Source organism: Pontiella sulfatireligans, assembly GCF_900890705.1.
Taxonomy (GTDB): domain Bacteria; phylum Verrucomicrobiota; class Kiritimatiellia; order Kiritimatiellales; family Pontiellaceae; genus Pontiella; species Pontiella sulfatireligans.
Genome location: NZ_CAAHFH010000002.1, coordinates 299157 through 316866 on the forward strand (window position 1 = coordinate 299157; position 17710 = coordinate 316866).

Genomic DNA, 17710 nt, shown 5'->3' on the forward strand with positions numbered 1-17710 from the left:
TTTAGCGTTAACGGATCACCTCAGATGACTGGTTCGGTATCAGACATACGATTGAGCTTATTTTTTCTCCCTTCTCCCCTTCCTCTCTTTTTTCTTCTTCTCACCCTTCCTCTCTCTCTTTGAAGAAGGGGCTTCCATGCATTCTTTCATTTTTTCCAGAATATCATCAAATGTTCCAGGTCCTTGAGCGTTACCGCCTGGCACAAACTCACCGTAAGGGCGGCCTTCAAACTTCAGCAGCTCTTTTTTGAGCTTCGCGCGGAGTTCTTCTATTGTTCCGGCATACTCCGGGTTATCGACCAGGTTATTTGTCTCCGCACGGTCTTTTTTAAGGTTGTAGAGCTGGTGATAACTGAGCGAGTTCGGGTTATCCCTGCCACGTGAGATACCACCGCTCAAGCCGGCAAGGGTTTTCTCTATAGATCTTTCATTTTTACGCATTTCCTCAACCTGATCGGTCGTAAAGCGCAAGGTCATGTAACTCCACTCTTTGGTCTTGACCGCCCGTGAAGCTCCCATCTCGTTGAAAACATAATCGCGAATCGGGGACATCTGATCCTTGAACAGCGGAGCCATACTCACGCCATCCATTTTATAGCCCTTCGGCAGCTCCACCCCTGCAAGTTCAAACCAGGTGGGAACAAAATCGGTATTCTGGATCAGCTCTTCGGTAACGACGCCTTTTTCAATGCCGGCGGGCCAACTGATAATACACGGCACTTCCGTTCCATTGATCGTATAAATAGAGCCCTTACGCTTCGAGCCGTGGTCGGCAACAAAACAGACCAGGGTATTGTCCGCGATGCCGAGCTCTTCCAGTTTATCAAGCAGCATGCCCAGCGAATCATCCATCCACAGGAATCCGGCATTTTCCACCGGATCAATCCCTGCCTTTTCCAGTCGGGTGATCACCGACTTTCGATCCATGATCCCGATCGGTTTTTCCAGAAATCCTTCACCAGTTGCCCGATCCTTTTCCATTAGCGAGCTATACCAACTCTTGTTCGGCCCGTGCAACAACGTTGTGCCGTAGTACAGGAAGAAGGGTTTGGCTTCCTGCCCTGAGCCTGTCGAACGGGTGCACTCTTCGACAAACTCCATCGCGGCACTGATGGTCCATTCCGGGTTGTGTCCTTTAAACGGGGCTTTCATATTTTCCATATAAATATTCTTCGCCCAAGTGTAACCATATGATTTGACTATTTCGCGGTCTTGCTTTTCACACTCGTATTGCTTCTTGTTCAGTTCATCTGTATAAGGAGTGTTTTTCGGAATACCCGAGTCCTCCTCCCCCTCTGAATGATGACCGGAAACATGAAATTTACCAACCATACCGGTCGCGTAACCATTGTCAGCCAACACCTTAGCCACATTCATATTATCCGGCTCAAGCCCAACATTAAACGCCGGCAAGGTTTGCGTTCCTTTCGGGCATTCCGCAAAAAGCTGATTCGAATAGGACGAACTGGCGTAGCGCCCGGTCATACAGGTATACCGCGACGGGGTGCAGACCGTACTGGTCATATGCGCGTTATTGAACGTCAGCCCGTTTTTCGCCATTCGATCCAGGTTGGGGGTAAGGACATTCCCGCCGTACACACTGGTCTCGGCCTTATCGTAATCATCGACAAGGAAAAAAATGATATTCGGCCTGTGCTGAGCCTGTCGAACGGGCTGTTCCACTGCCAGAACATTCACCGCCAGCGATGCTCCAATAATAAGTCCTGTCGCTATAAATTTATTGTTCATTTTTATTTTTGCCTTTGTTTTTTCTGGCCTCGGCTCTCGCCTTTTTCTTGTCCTCTTTGCTCATTTTTTCTTTGCTCTGATCCACGTCCGGAATTGTTCCTTTGCCTTTATCCAATTTCGGCAATTTTCCGTCGACCAGATCACAGACAGGAGGAACTTTTACAACCGGATCAAAAAGAACATAACTATCAGACGCATTTGGATTGGGTTTAGGCAGAAGCGCATCAATACGCGTGTGATAAACGTCCAGTTCACTCTTCATGCGCTGCGCTTTCTCAGGCATCTGTTTGGTAATGTTAGTACCCTCGCCAATATCCTTTTTCAAGTCATACAGATAAGGCTCCGGCAGTTCATAAAAATTAAACAGTTTGTAGTGCCCCTTAATAATCACGGAGTGCGGCGTGGCGTTACGATGGTGCGGATAGTGAAAGAACAATGACCGATCTTTGAAACCATCCACATTACCCCCTTTCGCTATCGGCATAATGCTAACGCCGTCGACATTTTCAAGACGGGCCACATCGCCACCGGCCAGTTCATAAAACGTCGGCATAAAGTCATAGCCGACAACATTGAGGCTGTTGCGTGAACCGGCGGTAATACCCGGGCCTTTCATAGACATCGGCACTCGAATCCCCCCTTCCCAAAGCCACCATTTTCCACCGCGCAGGATACGGTCTGACCCGTTATACAGCCCTTTCCCATTGTCGGAGGTAAACACGACATAGGTGTTATCGCTGATCCCAAGCTCCTCCAGCTTCTTCAAGACCATGCCGATAGAGGTATCCATATCCTCGATCGCAGCGCAATGGGTCGCCACCTCTCTAGCCGCACTGTTTCCCAGGGCTTTGATTTCCGGGTTGCTGGTATATTTTTTCAGCGTCTCCGGCAGGCTCTGCTGCTGGTTGTGCTCAGCATAATGTGAAATCTGAACAAAAAACGGTTTATCTGCTTTAGCCTGACGCTCGATAAAGTCGATACTGTTGCGGGTCATACTGAAAATTTTCTTCGGATCTCTCGGATCCGTATTCATTTTACCTCCTTCCTCATTCGATGTTTCGCCATCACTCTCGTCATAGCCGCACGCTTCCGGACCACCGCCGTAGACATGCCACTTACCAAAATGCGCGGTCGCATACCCCTGCTCTTTCAGTACATGAGCAATCGTCTTAAACTTCGGATTGAGCGATCCCATGGGCTCAGGCTCAAGGTATGGAGCACCTTTCGCTTTTTCGATATAATTAACCTCAAACGTACAGGAGTCACCAAAGTTGCCATTCCCACTGAAACGGGTTCTACCAGCCGTCTTTCCGGTCTGAATACTGCACCGTGACGGCGCGCACATTCCGGCAGAGGAATACGCATTGGCAAAAATCATCCCCTGGCTGCCAATCGCGTCAATATTCGGCGTATTACGCCATTTCATGGCCGAACCGCCATAGCCTTCCTGTTGCATGGTGGCGGTTCCATACCACGGCATGTCATCCACCAGAATAAAAACAATATTGGGCTTCGTATTCGCGTGAACCACACTCCCGATGAGAAGAGAAGCGGCAACCGTCAAAAGAGTAGATTTCATATTCAATTTCATATTACTTCTTCCTATTTTTCTTATCTTTCCGCTTATCCTTCTTGCTCGCAGCCTTTCCATCATCGATTCGTTTATTCGGATTGTTGTCCAAAACTTTTTGCAGGCGCTCGGCAATTTCCGGGTGCTGATCAATGACATTATTGCTTTCGCCAATGTCTTCCTTCAGGTTGTAGAGCGTCGGACCTTTATATTCGCGAGCGGTTTCCTGCACCTTGAAATGTTCTCTGGCATGGTATTTCCAGTCGCCTTGACGAACCGCAGCTTGACCGTAGAAGAAAAACTCATGCGGCGATGTAGCGCCCGCCTTTGCCGTCAATAGATCGAGAATGTTCTTTCCGTCGAGCGGCTGAACCGTCGGTAATGCCGCGCCAGTGATCCTCGCGAACGTAGGCATCAAATCGAGGGTCGAGGCCAGCTCGTCGCACACGGTTCCCGCGGAAATGTGCCCCGGCCATTTCATGATGCACGGCACGCGCTGCCCGCCCTCGAACGTGGTCATCTTTCCTTCAAACAGCGGCAACGCGCTTCCACCGTCTTCCCCCTGAATCAACCACGGCCCGTTGTCGGAGGTGAAGACCACCAGGGTGTTATCCTCAATGCCCAAGGCTTTAAGATGATCCAAAACACGACCGGTGTTAAAATCGACTTCCTCGATCACATCGCCATAAAGGCCCCGCTCGCTCTTCCCTTTAAATTCAGGAGAAACATACAACGGGATGTGCGGCATGGAATTCGCCAGATAGAGAAAAAACGGCTTTTTCTCTTTCACGCTCTCGGAAATAAACTGGATGCCCTCGTCTGTGTACCGGCGCGTGATCGTCGTCTGATCCGCTGGAAACTCGATGCACTCCTCGCCGCGCATGAGCGGCACCTTGTTTTTCATCGAAATCGGGTTCCCCCCTCCGCGCAACTTGCCGGCGAAGGCTTCTTTCAACGTTTCATGACTCTGTCCTTCGAGGAACAGGCAGTCGTCCGCATATTTCATGGTGGATGCCGGATACATATCGTTGCTGTAAGGAATGCCGTAGTACGAATCGAAGCCCTGATTCGTCGGCAGATATTGCGTTTCATCGCCGAGGTGCCATTTGCCCACGGCCGCGGTGTTGTACCCCACGGTCTTCAACATTTCCGCGATCGTCACGTGCTCTGGCGAAAGCCCGCCTTTACCGCGGTCCGGAAAATAGACGCTCGGCACGCCCACGCGGTTTGGATAACACCCCGTCAGCATCGCGGCGCGCGAGGGCGAGCAAACCGAAGACGCCACCATGAAACTCGTAAACTTCATGCCTTCCGCGGCCAGTTGATCGACCCGCGGCGTCTTGATGTCGGGCGAGCCGAAGCAACCAAGGTCCTGATAACCTTGATCGTCGGCAAAAATGATCACGATATTAGGAAGCTCCGCTTTCGCGACGACCGCCGTGCATATCGAGGCCGCAGCGATTACGATCGCAACGTGTGATTTAATTCCTTGCTTCATAGTCTTACTTACTCCTTCAATCATTCGGGTTCACGATATTTTTCCAGTCAGGATGAATTGGACGTTCTTTCGCGGACTTTCCGCCTTTGACCGGCGGCGCGGGTGGCGCGTTTTCCAACACCCGGTTCAAGCGCGTGCGCGCGGTTTCTCGCCTGGATCGCGACCGTACAGATCACCGCGGGTCATTATTGCTACGCCAAGTAGACCAACCGTTTTTAAAATATTCCTCACCACCATTATTTATTATTTTTCTTCTTTTTTCTTGCCGTTTTTTTATCAGCAACACCCTTTTCCTCAGCACTTTCCTTTTTGGCCTTTTTTGCCTGCTTGGGATCTTCAGTTGAGAAAGAATCATTCAACGTTTCCATATCCGCCTTAAGCTGTGCGTGCATCTCCTCTACTTTTTGAGAATATTCAGGGTTGCTGGCGAGATTATCCAACTCCCACGGATCATTTTTGATGTTGTAAAGTTCAAACTCAGGATGCTTCACCACACGGTCGATTTTTGCTTGAGCATCAGGATCCGTTTTGGCTTTTCCCAGCCATTCTATCCATGATTGGGCGAATAACTTACCGTGTCTAGAGCCCATCATAACGTCAAGATAGTAATCATTCTCCTGCTTAGGGCTCCAAATAAGTTTATACTCTTTATTGCGAATGGCTCTTTGAGTATAACCGCCGTATTGATGAACCAGGTAAGCATGTTCACGATGGTCTGACGTTTCTCCTTTTAACACCGGAAATAAACTACTGCCGTCAACATCAGGAACTTCTCCTCCGGCCATATCGACCAAAGTAGGAGCAATATCACAATACATGGCAACCGCGTCTGTGACAGCAGGCTTAATTTTCCCCGGCCAGCGCACCAGACATAAAGCCTTTGTTCCATAATCATAGATCGAATATTTACCGTTCGGCATGGCCGTTCCCTGCTCACTCAAAAAGATCAATACGGTATTATCTTTCAGCTTCATCTCATCAAGCAGCTTCATCGTCGCGCCAACCTGATTATCCAGTTCTTCGACCTCCGCCGCGTGCTTTGCCAGGCATTCACGGGTAATAGGGCCATCAACCATATTAGGCGGCACTACAATCTTATCCAAAGGAAAATTAGATACGTCCCCAATCGTCCACGGGTGATGCGCATGCACCGAAGCAATGACCATGCAAAACGGTTTATCCTCGGCCTGAGAGGTTTCTATAAACTGTTTTACCCCACTCAGCTCCCAGGTCGGTGCTTTCTCATTAGCACCTTCTGTAAACCCGGAAACTTTTGGAAACGGTGATTTACTGGTGAAATGGATCTTCCCGGTCAAACCAACATTATACCCTAGATTTCCCAGATAATTGACCATGTTTTTATAGTCTCCGGCAGGTCCATTGCCATTAGCATAAACACCGCTGCTCGGGGGTAGCAATCCAGTATAAAGCTCATGTCGCGTAGGACAGCACATCGCCCCGGAGCATGAAAAATTCGTAAAACGCACTCCCTGGGTAGCGAGTTTATCAATATTCGGAGTGCGGGTATATAAACCCGAATCAACACAGCCAAAACTTGACCAGCTGACATCGTCCGCCAGTACAACCACAAAATTCGGTTTCTCTTCCGCTAAAACCGGTGCAATAGAAAGTGTGGCCAGCGCAGCGCCAGCCAAAAGTACTTTTAACATCAATCAATTCTCCTGTTCGTTGTCCACATTGCCTTAAAGTTTCAGAGCCCCCGACTGCGAAGCCCTCCAACCAGTTAACGTTTTCTCATATCATAAAAAATCCGGCTTGGGTTTTTCCGCCAAAACAGTGTCGGTTTCCGCCAAACAGCAGATTCGCTCGAAACAGCCGCGGTTCCGAAAAAAAAACGCAACCTGATTAAATAAATCAGGTTGCGATTGAAAAGACCTAAAACAGGAAAACTATCCTTTTCCTGCTCGTTTCCCGCATTCCCTTAAAGCATGAGTCTGCGGCGAATCCCCAGCAGAACGGCACCAGCCATCCCAACCAGCCCCAACGTTGCCGGTTCAGGAATCACATCGACCGTAAAATCAGCTAACCTCATAGTATCGAAGGTCTCATTGCCGATAACCAAAGAGTCGCCGTCGTTAAGGGCGATATCCAGAGAAAGAATATCGATGTCCACACCGGAGGCCGATGCGGTAATCACGTCCCCGGAAGCATCGATGACCATGTAATTATAAGAGTCAATACCTGCTTTGACCCGTCCAAAACCTAGACCCTTAAACCGGAAATTCGACTGATGTTCCGCGGTCAGCCCGCTGAGATCGAAGGTCATAACTAACGCCTCGCCCGGAGTGGCGAGAAATCCCTCTTTTGTTGCGCTCGCTGAGAGCCCCCAGCCATTATTTGACCCATAAATGTCTACGTAGGTCAGGCTACTCAAATAGGCGTTCACGCTGCCAGGGCCAGTCGCGGTTGCATAGTTCCAATCGTCTGCGCCCGAAACCGTAACTCCAAAGGTTTCGGCAGAACCCATATCAGAAGCCGAAAACGACCCCGACGGGACCATATTCGAGATACTCGTGCCACTACTCACAACCGTTGCATCCAGACTAGAGAATGTGGCACTTTGGCTGCTAGATGCCGGGAGGAACTCCTGCATATCCACCAACACATCAGCCTCAACCTGTGCGAGCAATGCGGTGAGCGCCATTGCCAAACCAATACGAACCTTCTTCATTTTATCTCCTTTTGTTATGGTTTCTTCCTAACGATCAAGGGGTCCCCGACTACAAGAATCCCCAATCAATGAAACGTTTTCCCATATTATGAAAAATTTGGCTTGGTTTTTTCCGCCAAAACAGTGGCAATTCCCGCCAAACCGCAGATTATTTCGAAACAGGCGATTTTTTTGCCCGGATTGGATTAATAGGATGTTCTTCAGCCACAGCCTGTAATCCCGTTAATCCTGTCCTTCAAGCGCGGCTCCGGACCCCCGGCTTTTTGCTGACCACAGTCATTGTAGACAATTGTTATTTCGCGGAGTTTTGAATAGCCGGCATATGCTTCCCTCTTGAGAGATCACCGGTTTGCACGACTTTTTGGATCGTGCCATCCTCGTTGAAAAACACTTCATCGAAACAGATCGAACGCAGGTTGTTCTGACCGGACAGCGCATAATTGTGGTAAAACATATACCATTTACCTTTGTACTCAACGATTGAACCATGTGATGTATGGCAGCCCGTCGGGTCGAGCATAATTCCTTTAGATTCCCAAGGACCCAGTGGTTTTTTACTCATGGCGTAGCGCATTTGGTTTCCTTTCTTAGGAAGCTCTCCGCTGTGACGGTCGGGGTAGATCATGTAATAAATGCCTTTGCGTTTAAACACGAACGGTCCTTCATGAAATTCTTCGAGCCCTTCCATCGGCAGCATTTCACCATCAAGCTCCACCATGTTTTCTTTCAGCTTCCCCCCCTTTACCGGCCAGCCTTTTTGTCCGCCGCCGTGATAAAAATAGGCCTGTCCATCGTCATCAATGAACACATTCGGGTCGATCAGAGGATCCAGCCCTTCAATATATCCTTTCACCTTAAATTCCGATGCGGGATTTGTGCTGACCGCGACCCCCGTTTTCCACGATGTCTTACGGTCCGTCGCGCTGGGATGAGGAAAATAATAGTAATAGGTTCCGTTTCGACACATACAATCGGGGGCCCACATAAAACCGCCTTCTTCCCGTCCCCATTCCACATCACGCGAGTGCAGGATCTCGCCGTGGTCGGTCCAGTTCACCATATCAACGGTTGAAAACACATGGTAGCCGTCCATTAAAGAGCAACCAATGGCCGGGTATGCATCGGTTGAAGGATATACGTACAATCGGCCGTCATCCCATACACGGGCCGTCGGGTCGGCTGTAAACATATGGGTTACGATCGGGTTTTGCGCACGATTTTCTGCCGCAAACCCACTCATTCCGGAAATGAGTACCGCGGTTATGAGTGCTGACTTACTTAATGATTTCATCCTTATCTCTCCACTTTCTATTTTTCTTTTTTCGGCGCATAGTTTTTTGCGTTTGGTTTCATTTCCTTATTTTTCCGAGCCTTGAACGAAGACTGCTTCTTGTCGGTTTTGGGAAAACAGTCAGTCCCAGATAGTTGCAGTGGTATCGCATCGGTCGGTCGCGGTGCGGGTTGCACCACCACCCGCGGCATCACCCTGATAGGAAAAGGCGGGAGTCTGCGCGCCGTGGCCGACGCCGTTGAGCTCAGTGTATTTCATATTGCCGTTGCACTTTTCCAATGCCTGGAAAATCGCACGGGTGTATTCGACGGAAACAATGTTGTCGTCGGCACTGTGGAACGCCCAGACCGGCACACCCTTGAAGCGGGCATAGTTGTACCACGGCGGCAGGCCGCCCGCACAGGGGATGGCCGCGGCAAACCGGTCCGGCTCACTCCAGATTGCCGTCCAGTTGCCGAACCCGCCCATCGAATGTCCGAGCACATAAATGCGGTCGGAATCGATTTTGTATTCCTGTGAGAGTTGGTCGATCAACTCAAACGAAAGCGACAATGCACCATTGTCCACGTTTTTCGGTCCGGCGGCGAAGCGCGCTTTCCATTTGTCCCAGCTCGGATCCAGCCCATCGAGTTCGGCCTGCGTCGGCACGTGCTGCTCCCCGGATATCCGCCAGCCTTTCACCATCTGCGGCACCAAAACAAAACAGGGATGCTTTTTGCGGAGCCCGTCCTCTGCAAGGTATTCCGTCCAGATCTTCAGGCTATTGAGATTATCCGTTCCTTTTCCGCCCGCACCGTGAAGGCTGAGAATCAGTGGATATGTTTGGGATGGATCGAAATCAACCGGCTTCATCAGGCGATACGGCATGCCTTTATACTCCGCCGGTTCGTAGAGCTTCAGAATGCGTTCCGGCACCTTCGGCGCTTTCTTTTTCTCCTTCGCAGCCTCGGCACTCAAACAAACCATTGATGCGAGCATGATAGCGATCATCACTCTCATCACTCGGATTCCTTCTGCTTCTTCGCATTTTTTTCAGCGCGCATTTTTTCGCGCTTGGCTTTCTTTTCTTCCGGCGTTCCGGTTACGGGCGGCAACTGGCGGGGTGTTCCGTCTTTCTTGAAGCCATAACCGAGATCGCCCTCTTTCTTCGACTTGGAAGCGGGCTTGGGGTCGGCGGCATTTTTGGCAGGCTTCTTTGTCTTGGCCTTTTTACCTGAAGCCTTTTTTACATAGTGCTTGGAACCGCTGGCCGGTTCACCCATCTGCTCAAACCAGTCATTGTACAATTTCTCCAATGCCTGGAACTTTTCTGGATGAGCATCTTTGAGGTTGTTTTCTTCGGCAAGATCATCGGCCAGGTTGTAGAGCCCGGTCTCGCCTTTATCGAACAGGTATTTCCAGTCGCCCTGGCGCACGGCCCATTTGCCGTCACTGCCGGAACACCAGTAGAGTGCATCGTGAATGCGGTCCGTTTTACCAGTCAAAGCGGGCATGATGTCTTTACCATCCAGCGGCTTTGAACCCGGCAGCAGATCAACACCGGCAAGGGCCAGCGAGGTCGGAAGGATATCCGTCGACCAGACCGGCACATTGCATCGGGCCCCGGCTTTCAGTTTCCCGGGCCACGACACAATAAACGGCACGCGGGTTCCACCTTCATAGATGTCCTGTTTCATACCGCGCAGCGGCGCATTGTTTGCCTCCACCGCACTGGCTCCGCCATTGTCGCTGAGATAGAAAATAATCGTGTTGTCATACACCCCCGCATCCTTGAGCGCCTGGACGATTTCGCCGACGCCAAGGTCGAGGTGGTACAGCATGGCCATGAGAATGTCGCGGGTTTCGCTCCCGGTGTCATAGCGCTTAACATCCTCTTCCGGAGCCTGCGGCGGAGCATGAACGGCGTTGTAGGCCACATAGGCAAAAAAGGGCTCATCCTTTTCACGTTTGATGAATTCGACCACCTCTTCCGTGATGAGCGACGTCATGTAGCCCTCTTCATTCTGGAGGATCTCTAGATTGCGGTAGACCGGCCCGCCGAATTTCATATCCGCGTCCGGGCTGTGCTCCCAGTAGTCATGTGCACCGCGCCCCATAAAGCCGTAGAAATAGTCAAAGCCCCGGTTGTTCGGGTGATAGTCCATGGTAATACCCAGGTGCCACTTGCCGAACGCACCGGAGGTATAGCCGGCCGGCTTCAGGTGCATCGGCATCCAGGTTTCATCCAACGGCATCCCGGTACCACCCTGCCCGGCGGTGTAGATTCCGAATCGTTGCTGATAGCGTCCGGTCATCACGCCGGCGCGGGTCGGCGAGCAGACATAGCCGGAGGCATATCCGTCCGTACAGAGCACGCCCGACGCCGCCAGCTTGTCAATATTCGGTGTGCTGACTTCCGGCGGGCTGTACGGGTTATAACTGACGTCGGCATAGCCCTGGTCGTCTGAAAGAATCACCACAATGTTGGGCGGCGTTTTCGCCACAGCCAACCCCGAAAACACCAGACAAAACAAACCAATACAAATATTTCTCATATACTTAATCCTTACTTTCTCAATCAGACTTCCTGTTGTTCCCCGGCGCATCCCCGGGAAAGATAATATTCTTACCCTGAAACATACATTGGCGGGCCAGCTCCAGCTGTTCATCCACCTGACCGGGCGGCACGGCATTCCCGCCGGGAATCAGCTCGCCATAGGGGCGGCCGATGGACTCCAGTTCAGCAATCAAAATCTTCTGCATCGCGTCTAATTTGGGAGCATACTCGGGATCGCCCGCAAGGTTGTTGAACTCCTTCGGATCCTTCTCAATCCGATACAGACCGTCTTCATACCAGAAATTTGGATTGGCCGCACCGCGCACGCCGATGCCAAGCCGTCCGAGCGGACTGAGCTCCGCAAGCATACGCTCTTTGGGAATCCGCTGCATTCGTGTCACTTTCTCCTGTGGATAGCGGATCGAGATGTATTTGAACTCTTTCGTCCGAATCGCACGAGCAGTTCCGAGCTCGATATAGAGGTGATCGCGCCACCCGGCCGGTGGTTTTCCGCCGAACAGCGGTGTCAGGCTGTGTCCATCCAGTTGATATTCCTCGGGCAGTTCAGCTCCGGCGAGATCGTAAGCCGTCGCCGCGATATCGATGCTCTGGATCAGATCCCGGCTTTCTGAACCGGCTTTGATTCCGTTCGGCCAGCGGGCAATAAACGGAACACAGGTGCCGTCCAGATCCCACAGCGAGCCCTTCATGTGCGAGCCATGATCCGCCGTGAAAAAGACAAGCGTATTGTCATCCAGGCCAAGCTTTTTCAGTTTTTTCAGAATCGCGCCGACGCCGGCATCGACCCACGAATAGCCAGCGTGCCCATCTTCGGGATTCAGCCCGCGTTTTTCGAGCTCGGCCAGAATCTCCCTCCGGCTCAGCATGCCCTCCGGCTCAACGGGGGCGTCGAGCTCTCCTTCACCGGAAAACAGCGGGTTCTGCATTGACCTGTACCACTCAGCATCCGGGCCATGGACGAGCGTGGTGCAGAAGTGGAGATAGAAGGGCTCGTCTTTGCTCTCTTCAATAAATTCCAGAGCCGCATCAATGGTCCATTCCAGATTGTGATCGGCATAGGGTTTTATCATGTTGCCGAGGTAAACGTTTTTGGCCCAGTCGAAGCCGCGGTCGGTCAGCAGTTTGCGAGTGGCCAGCTCGTTCTTGCGGAATATTTCAGTCGTCTCCGGCGATACCGCTGCCTTTTTCGACAAAAACTCCATGCCGAACGCGGCGTAGTCTTCCGGCTTATTAAGCCCTTCAATGCCGCTGGCGTGAAACTTGCCGACATAACCCGTCCGGTAGCCCTCGGCTTTCATCATGGCTCCAACGTTCAGGTTGTCCGGCTCAAGCCCGACGTTGAAGACTGGGTTGGCCTGTGTTCCTTCGGGACAGGCATGCAGAAACGTATCATGAGTGGAGCGGCTGGCATAACGCCCGGTCAGGAAGCTGTAGCGCGACGGTGTGCAGACCGTGCTCGTCACAAAGGCATTATGAAACAGCATCCCCTCTTCCGCCATGCGGTCGAGATTCGGCGTCCACACATCGGCTCCGTAAGCTCCGATAGATTCCTTGTCCTGATCGTCGGTCAGGAACACAATAATATTTGGCTTCTGCGCACCAACTGCGCATACCGCAAAACAACACAATGCAAATAGAATTCGTTTCATATGCTTCTCATTCATATTTTCGAACCGAAACACACAGAAAACACGGACAGTCATTTGAGTTTCGTCTGTGCAGTGGTTTAACTATTTAATGGTCGGATAGCCATCTTTCAGCAACGCGGCCATCTTCTTCTGAGTCTTTTTATATTCTGGGTGATCGGCCAGGTTGTAATATTCGCCGTCATCCTTTTCGTGATCGTAAAGCTCGGCTCCGCCCTCGCCGTTGACGCCCCACTGGATGTAGCGGTAGCGTCCGTCGCGCACGCTGTAGCCCATCATTTTATTACCGCGTGTTACCTGGGTGTAAGCCGACTTTCTCCAATCTTTGGAAGGATTCTGCAGCACCGAACGCATGGTTTTTCCGGAAAGCGCGTGCGGCGCTTTCAGCCCGCACAGATCTACGAGGGTCGGGTAGATGTCGAGGAACTCAATAACGGAGTCGGTCTCCTGTCCCATCGACTCCATACCCGGCACCCACATCATCAGCGGGGCGCGCGCACCACACTCGAAAACCGTAACCTTGTTCCACCAGCCCCGCTCGCCAAGGTGATAGCCGTGGTCGCCCATCAGCAGAACAATGGTATTATCCCACAGTTTATGCCGATCCATGACTTCGAAGATTTTGCCGACCTGTGCATCGGTAAAAGTGACACAGGCATGATACGCGCGCTTGAACTCTTTCTGATCCTGCTCAGTGAAGCTTGAAAAAAAGTCTTTGTCTGACAACGAGTATCTAAGTAGCGGAGTGCGGTCCTTCGGCTCTTTCGCGAGCTTCACTTCATCCAGCGGGTAGCCTTCAAAGTATTCTTTCGGCGCCACGAACGGATCGTGGGGCTTATGGAAGCCGACGCCAATAAAGAAGGGTTGGTCATGGTTTTCCTCCAACACGCGCACGGCCTCGGCAGCGAGCATACCGTCGGGCTGGGCTTCGTCGCCGCCTTCAGCGGCGCGCCAGTACGCCCAGACAATGGAGCCGTCGCCCAGCTTTCGGCCTTCACCTTTTTTTCCAATCTTTGGAGAGGAATCCAGCGCCTTGAACTGATGCTCAAAGGAAAGGTCGTCGCGAAAGTGGGTAGCCAACCCGTTTTCATCGAGCCCCATGTGCAGCAGCTTGCCCATGCCCGCAGTGAAATAACCATTCTCGCGGAAGAGCTGTGGTAACGTGACAATATCCGGCCACTTTTCACGAAGCGGAATCATGTTGGAAACAATGCCCAGCTCGTCCGGGCGCTTACCGCTCAGAAAAGAAGCACGGCTCGGATTGCAGACCGGATACTGGCTGTAGGCTTTATTAAATTTCACGCCCATCTTTGCGAGTCGGTCGATGTTCGGCGTTTTGACCTCGTCATTAACGTAACAGCCGATTTCCGGGCGCAAATCGTCGATCGTGATAAACAGAACATTCAAGGGTTTTGCCGAAGCGGAGCCAGCCATCAGAAGCCCGCCCAGCATGAGCAACGTTGTTTTCATCATCTGTTTCTTCATCATTCTTCTCCTAATTCAAATGGGTACCGAAACCGTGTTTTACAGCGGAAATGAATACACAAGCAGTAAGATTATTCTTCGTTTTACCTATAACGAGAGTCGAATCACCATTCCCTGCATTTAGAAACAGTTTCCCAAAGCACCCCAACTCATGGCTTGGGATTTTACGCCAAAACAGTGGCGATTTCCGCCAAAGCCGATCTGTCGTATTAATTCTGCTGGTTCAGTTCATTCCATTTCAGCCTGAACGCGGTAGTAGGCGCCGGCTTGCTGCACGGTGCCGGTGCAGGTGTTTTCCGGCGGGGTTGCAACGACGTTGGTCAGGGTTTGAAAACCGCTCAACAAATTGGTTGATTGCTCTACGGTGTAGATGCGTCCCGCGACGCTGGGCCAGCGGACGACAAACCCGCCGCCCAACGGCTGGACATCCGCTGCGACGGTCAACCCCGAACCGGCTTGCGTCGGGATGGTTCCGACAATGTATTCTTCCCACGCGACGAGTCCGTCGCCATCGGTGTCGAGTAGATCCTCGACTTCGTAGGCATCGTTGGTCAGCTCCTGTTCATAGAGCCACCAATAGGGCGTTCCGTTGATGGAATAAACATATTCAAAATCATTGTCGATCGGACGCACCAGCTCCAGCTGGTCGACGTAGGGCTGAACCTGTTCGATCGGTACCGAATCCTCGCCGGGAACAAATTCCCCGAACGGACGCCCCTGCGCTTCGAGGTAGAGGGTCAGGATAGCCTTCATGGTGTTCAGCTGCTCCTCGTAGGCCACGTTGTAAGCGAGGTTGGTCATTTCGAGCGGATCGTTTTCCAGGTCGTAGAGCTGATCCAGATCGTAGCAGTCAGGACGGAGCTCCAGATGGCTCGAAACTCTCTTCATGTTGCCCACATAGGCCAGATCGCGCGGCATGTTCAGCAACTTGGCCGCTTCAATGTCCGCAAAGCGGTCAGAACCGTGCCGGACGGCAGTATATTTCCACTTGTCCGTGCGGACGGCGCGGCCGTAGCCCATTTCGAAAAAGATATGTTCATGTACATTCGTCGACGGATCGGAAAAGATGGGCGCAATGCTGGTTCCGTCGATCCGATAGCCTTCGGGTACCGCGGCTCCGGCCACATCGAAAAAGGTCGGAACCATATCGGTGTTCTGAACCAGATTGGAGCAAACGGAACCCGCCGGAACCACATCCGGCCAGCGGATGATGCAGGGAACGCTGGTGCCGTTGTGGTCGAGCAGCGAAAATTTGCCGTCGGTGCCGTGATCGGAGATGAAAACAAAAAACGTATTGCTGGCGATACCCAATGCATCGAGCTTATCGAGCATGGCGCCTACCGTTGCATCCATCCAGGTGAAGCCATAGGTGTCCGAATCAAATCCCGCCGCATCGACCAGCGCCGAGATGCTGCTGCGCGAGATCGGCACGTCGGGCGGCTCCGCAAGAAGGCCGGCACCGGAATACAGGGGATAATCCAATGCGTCGGTCCAGTTGTTCGGCCCGCCATGCATCATGGTGGTGCAATAGTGCAGATAGAACGGCCGATTCTGGTTCAGGCCGATGAATTCAAGCGCCGCCTCCAATATCCAGTCGGGGTTATGCTTGTTGTAGGGGTCGTCGATATTCCCAGAGTAAACATGCTTCGCCCAGGAAAAGCCGCGCTCCAGGACCCACTGACGGGTCGAAAGTTCTCTGGCCTGCCATTTAGCAATTACGGCGGGATCCTCGGGGTCATCGTCCGCGCTGAACACATCACTGCTCAGCCCATGGGCACCGACGTGCAGTTTGCCGACGTGCCCCGTTACATAACCTGCCAGCCGAAGCGCGTTGCCGACATTCATATTGTCGTCCTCCAGCCCCACGTTGAATTCGGGAGAGCCGTGCCGGTTCGTCGGGTAGGCTTCCAGATATTCAGGCCAGTATGAATTTCCCGGATAACGACCGGTGAACATGGAGTAGCGCGAGGGTGTACACACGTTGGCCACGACATGCGCAGCATCCATCCGCATCCCTTCAGCGGCCAGGCGGTCGAGGTGCGGCGTAAGCACCTGGCCGCCATAGCAAGCGACCTCGTCTTTCACCTGGTCGTCGACGATGAAGAAAATGATATTGGGACTATTGGCGGGAGCGGGTTCGATGGGCTGGGCGGACACTTCCGCCGCCGCCACATTGGTTTCCGCGTAGACCGCGGAAACCAGATAGTAGTAGGTTTGACCGTTGGTCAATCCAAGGTCGGTGAATGACGTCGTTGCGACATTCGTCAGGGAGGAGAACCCGCTGCCCGAAGTGGTTGAGCGATCAATCTCGTAGCCCAGAACCGCCCCGCCCGGTGCTGTCCATGAAAGGTCGATGCGCGCATCGCCCCCGATGGCGATCACATCCGTTGGCGGCGAAACAGGCGGTGCGGGCACATCGACCGTAAAAGCCGCGACCCGAAAATCATCGGCCTCGCGGCCGATCACCAACGAGTCGCCATCGTTAAGGGCGATATCAAGAAAAAGATTTTCGCTTGTCCGGCCGGAGGCTGATGCGGCAACCTTGTCCCCGGAAGCATCAATGACCATGTAATTATAAGCGTCAGTATCGCCGATCCTTCCCAAAGCAACACCCTTTAACCGAAAACCCGACCCAGGCACCGCAGTCAGCCCGCTGAGGTTGAAAGTAATAACCAAAGCCTCGCCCGCAGCGGCGAGAAATCCCTCGTTTGCGCCCGATGCGAGCCCCCAGCCTTTATCGTTCCCGGCAATGCTTGCAGAGGTCAGTCCACTCAAATAGGTGTTCACGCTACCAGCGCTAGTCGCGACGTCGAAGTCCCAGTCGCTTACGCCCGAAATGGTGAAGCCGAAGGTTTCGCCGGCAATCAGACTTCCGGAAGCGGACAGGGTGCCTGAAGGAATCAAGCTGGAATCGCTGCTGGAAACGGTTCCGTCCAGATCCGAAAATGTCGCGGAGCGACTGTCGGCCGGGCTGATCGTCTGCAGATCGACCAAAACTTCCGCGCAAAGCGGTGTCGCGGCCGACGCCGCCAGAAGCCATGCCACCAAGGCGCTGCCATTGTGGATTCTTTTCATCATATATTCCTCAGCCCTGCATTTCCACTCGTTCGCTCGGACGCGCCGGCGGGAACGCTGGATATCCATAACCAAATACTTTAAGCCCTCAATAGTAACAGCGTCTCATATTCGAAAAAATCCGGCTTGGTATTTTCCGCCAAAACA

At 52.3% G+C, this 17710-nt stretch carries 11 protein-coding genes; all 11 read right to left on the reverse strand.

Annotated elements, in window-relative coordinates:
* Nucleotides 1-57: 57 nt before the first annotated feature.
* Nucleotides 58-1749, reverse strand: coding sequence for a sulfatase family protein (locus tag SCARR_RS14280; RefSeq protein WP_136062353.1), 1692 nt, complete (start codon nt 1747-1749; stop codon nt 58-60).
* Nucleotides 1739-3340: a sulfatase gene (locus SCARR_RS14285; RefSeq protein WP_168433314.1), complete on the reverse strand. Its 1602-nt coding sequence runs from the start codon at nt 3338-3340 to the stop codon at nt 1739-1741. Before SCARR_RS14285 ends, SCARR_RS14280 begins: the two co-directional genes overlap by 11 nt.
* Before the next feature lies 1 nt (nt 3341).
* On the reverse strand, nt 3342-4817 hold the full coding sequence (locus SCARR_RS14290; RefSeq protein ID WP_136062355.1) for a sulfatase family protein: 1476 nt from the start codon (nt 4815-4817) through the stop codon (nt 3342-3344).
* 236 nt (nt 4818-5053) lie between these two features.
* The gene (locus SCARR_RS14295) at nt 5054-6487 is read right to left on the reverse strand and encodes a sulfatase family protein (RefSeq protein ID WP_136062356.1); all 1434 of its coding nucleotides are present in this window, start codon (nt 6485-6487) and stop codon (nt 5054-5056) included.
* A gap of 272 nt (nt 6488-6759) precedes the next feature.
* Nucleotides 6760-7509, reverse strand: coding sequence for a PEP-CTERM sorting domain-containing protein (locus tag SCARR_RS14300; protein WP_136062357.1), 750 nt, complete (start codon nt 7507-7509; stop codon nt 6760-6762).
* Nucleotides 7510-7801: 292 nt separating this feature from the next.
* The gene (locus SCARR_RS14305; protein WP_407984852.1) at nt 7802-8749 is read right to left on the reverse strand and encodes a family 43 glycosylhydrolase; all 948 of its coding nucleotides are present in this window, start codon (nt 8747-8749) and stop codon (nt 7802-7804) included.
* Between the two features lie 171 nt (nt 8750-8920).
* Complete coding sequence (locus SCARR_RS14310; RefSeq protein WP_136062359.1) at nt 8921-9799, reverse strand: carboxylesterase family protein; 879 nt, start codon at nt 9797-9799, stop codon at nt 8921-8923.
* Nucleotides 9799-11334: a sulfatase-like hydrolase/transferase gene (locus tag SCARR_RS14315; protein WP_136062360.1), complete on the reverse strand. Its 1536-nt coding sequence runs from the start codon at nt 11332-11334 to the stop codon at nt 9799-9801. Before SCARR_RS14315 ends, SCARR_RS14310 begins: the two co-directional genes overlap by 1 nt.
* Before the next feature lie 19 nt (nt 11335-11353).
* Nucleotides 11354-13006: a sulfatase family protein gene (locus SCARR_RS14320; protein WP_168433315.1), complete on the reverse strand. Its 1653-nt coding sequence runs from the start codon at nt 13004-13006 to the stop codon at nt 11354-11356.
* Nucleotides 13007-13087: 81 nt separating this feature from the next.
* Nucleotides 13088-14491: a sulfatase gene (locus tag SCARR_RS14325; RefSeq protein ID WP_136062362.1), complete on the reverse strand. Its 1404-nt coding sequence runs from the start codon at nt 14489-14491 to the stop codon at nt 13088-13090.
* A 225-nt stretch (nt 14492-14716) separates the two neighbouring features.
* On the reverse strand, nt 14717-17566 hold the full coding sequence (locus SCARR_RS14330) for a sulfatase-like hydrolase/transferase (protein WP_168433316.1): 2850 nt from the start codon (nt 17564-17566) through the stop codon (nt 14717-14719).
* Nucleotides 17567-17710 lie beyond the last annotated feature (144 nt).